The 3,085-nt window shown below is 64.8% G+C and carries 2 protein-coding genes; both read left to right on the top strand.

The features are described 5' to 3' along the window. Window positions 1–951: AEC family transporter (locus QZ307_RS00410; RefSeq protein WP_295994228.1), on the top strand; the 951-nt coding region annotated here is incomplete at its 5' end. A gap of 66 nt (window positions 952–1,017) precedes the next feature. Next, window positions 1,018–3,085: 2-oxoacid:acceptor oxidoreductase family protein (locus QZ307_RS00405; RefSeq protein WP_295994226.1), on the top strand; the 2,068-nt coding region annotated here is incomplete at its 3' end.

Genomic DNA, 3,085 nt, shown 5'->3' with positions numbered 1-3,085 from the left:
GACCAAATGCAGGGCCTGAACAAGGTCGTGCTGGACATTGCCCTGCCGGCGGCCCTGTTCGTGTCCATCACGGGTGCAACGCGCGAAATGCTGTTCAGCGACTTGACGCTGACCCTGGTGAGCCTCGGCGTGGTCATCGGTATGTTCATGCTCAGCTTCCTGCTGTGCTGGAAGGTGTTCAAGCACAACATTGCTGAAGCTGGCGTGTGCGCGTTGATCGCCGGCTCGCCGACCATCGGCTTTTTGGGCTACGCCGTGCTCGACCCAGTGTTCGGCACGGGCACCCAGACAGGCCTGGTAGTGGCCATTGTGGCCATCGTGGTAAACGCCATCACCATCCCCATCGGCATGTACCTGGTGAATAAGGGCGAGAACCAGATGACGGCCCAGAACGGCGGCAAGACCAAGCTGGCCGCCACCGGCGCCACCGCTGCTGCCAAGGGCAACACGCCCGCGGCTCCGGTCAAGAAGAACTCCAGCCTCACCGCTATCGTGAACGCCCTGAAGCAGCCCGTTGTGTGGGTGCCGCTTCTGGCCGTGGCCATTGTGCTGGTGGGCATTCAGTTCCCGAAGGCGCTCTACCCCTGCTTCGATCTGATCGCCAAGGCCAACTCCGGCCTGGCCGTGTTCGCCGCCGGTATCGCACTGTCCACGGTGAAGTTCAGCCTGGGCAAGGAAATCCTCTGGAACACCTTCTACCGCAACTTGCTGACCCCGGCCGTAGGCCTGGTCATCGGCCTGCTCTGCGGCATCCACGGCGAGGTGCTGCAGATGTTCGTGCTCGCCATCGCCCTGCCGCCGGCGTTCTCGGGCATCATCATCTCCAGCCGCTACAACATCTACGTGCGTGACGGCGCCTCCACCGTGGCCGTGTCCACCCTGGCCTTCGCTGCCACCATGCCCCTCTGGATCGTGGTAACCCCCATGATCGAGCATATGTTCGGAGCGTAATTTCAACTGAGTTTGAGCAACGGGGGCGGTCTGCGGGCCGCCCTCTTTGTAGAGAGAGGATTCATCATGGGTACACGACAGGCGATGACAGGGATGGAGGCGGCGGCGCAGGCGGCTTACGCACTGTCGGACGCGGCCATGATCTTCCCCATTACCCCCGCTTCCCACATGGCCGAAACCGTCGAGAAATGGGCCAGCCAGGGGCGCAAGAACTTCTTCGACCACACGGTGGTGGTGAAGGAGATGCAGTCGGAAAAGGGCGTGGCCGGCGCGCTGCACGGCTGCTTGGCCGGAGGCGCGCTCGGCACCACCATGACGGCCAGCCAGGGCCTTATGCTCATGATCCCCAACATGTACAAGATCTCCGGCGAGATGCTGCCCGGCGTCTTCCACATTACCTGCCGTTCGCTGGCGGCCCATGCCCTGTCCATCTTCGGCGATCATCAGGATTTGATGGCCGTACGCGCCACGGGCGTGGCCATGCTGGGTTCAAGTTCGGTGCAGGAATGCCAGGACCTCTCCTGGGTAGCTCACCTGTCGGCCATCGACGGCAGCCTGCCCTTCGTCCACTTCTTCGACGGCTTCCGCACCTCCGACGAAGTGCAGACGATCGACGTCATTGATCCGTCCGCTCTGCGGCCGCTGGTAAACTGGCAAGCCATTAGCGCTTTCCGCCATCGCGCCATGGACCCGGAGCATCCCACCGTGCGCGGCACGGCCCAAAACCCCGACATCTACTTCCAGAACCGCGAGGCCCCCAACGCCGCCTATAACGCACTGCCCGGCATCGTGCAGAAGAACATGGACGCCCTGGCGAAGGTGTGTGGCCGACAGTACCACCTGTTCGACTACGTCGGCGCGCCCGATGCCGAATACGTGGTGGTCACCATGGCCTCCAGCTGCGAGACCGTGGAAGCGGTGGTAAACGACTTAACGGCCCAGGGGCAGAAGGTGGGCCTCGTGAAGGTGCGCCTGTACCGGCCCTTCTCCGCCGAGCACTTGCTGGCCGCCCTGCCCGCCACGGTGCGCGCCGTGTGCGCCCTCGACCGCACCAAAGAGCCGGGCAGCTTGGGCGAGCCGCTGTTCCTCGACGTGATGGCCGCTGTGGCCGCCGCGCGCCCGGACGTGCGCGTTATCGGCGGCCGCTATGGCCTGTCCTCCAAGGAGTTCGACCCGGCCCAGGCCAAAGCCGTCTTCGACAACCTGGCCGCCTCCTCCCCCAAGGCCCGCTTCACCGTGGGCATCACCGACGACGTCACCCATCTGTCCCTTCCCGTACCCGCCTACCAGGCGCCCGCCAGCCAAAAGCTCACCCAGGCAGTGTTCTACGGCTTCGGCAGCGACGGCACCGTCAGCGCCAACAAAGTGGCGGCGCGCATTGTCAGCGACAGCGCCGGCAAGTACGTGCAGGAGTACAGCTGGTTCGACTCCAAGAAGTCCGGCGGCCTCACCATTTCCTACATGCGCTTCGGCGACGAGCCGGTGCACGCCCCCTGGCTCATTACCGAAGCCGACTATCTGGCCTGCCACAAGGACATCTACGTGAAGCGCGGCTACGCCATGCTCGATCGGCTGCGCCAGGGCGGCACCTTCGTATTGAACGCCCCCTGGACCGACGTGCGCACCCTGGACCAGCAGCTGCCCGCCGCACTGCGCCGCGCCATTGCCGCCAAAAAAGCCCGCTTCTACGTAATCGACGCCGCGGCGCTGGCCGCCCGGGAAGGCTTGGGGCCGCGCATCAACATGATCATGCAGACGGTGTTTTTCAAGCTCACCCAGGTCATGGACTTCGACGAGGCCGTAAGCTTGCTGAAGCAGGACGTAGCCCAGGTCTATGCCTCCAAGGGCGCCGACGTGGTGGCCCGCGACCAAAAGGCCATCGATCAGGCGGCTGCGGCCCTCGTGGAAATCGCCTACCCGAAAAGCTGGGCCGAAGCGCGAGACAATGAAGAGACGCCCAGCGACTATGCCGCCGGAGCCGGTGCGGCGCCGGCCGTGCGCCTGGGCTCGGTACCCGGCGAGGACACCTTCATCGAGAAGATTTTCCGCCCCATGGACGAGCTGCGCGGCAACGAGCTGCCCGTCTCGGCCCTCGACCCTGCGGGCATCGTGCCGCCGGGCTCGGCCGAGTACG

Origin of the sequence: uncultured Adlercreutzia sp. (assembly GCA_910585575.1) — a bacterium.
Lineage (GTDB): Bacteria > Actinomycetota > Coriobacteriia > Coriobacteriales > Eggerthellaceae > Adlercreutzia.
Note: the sequence above shows the minus strand (reverse complement) of the source record. Positions and strands in the feature narration are given on the sequence as shown.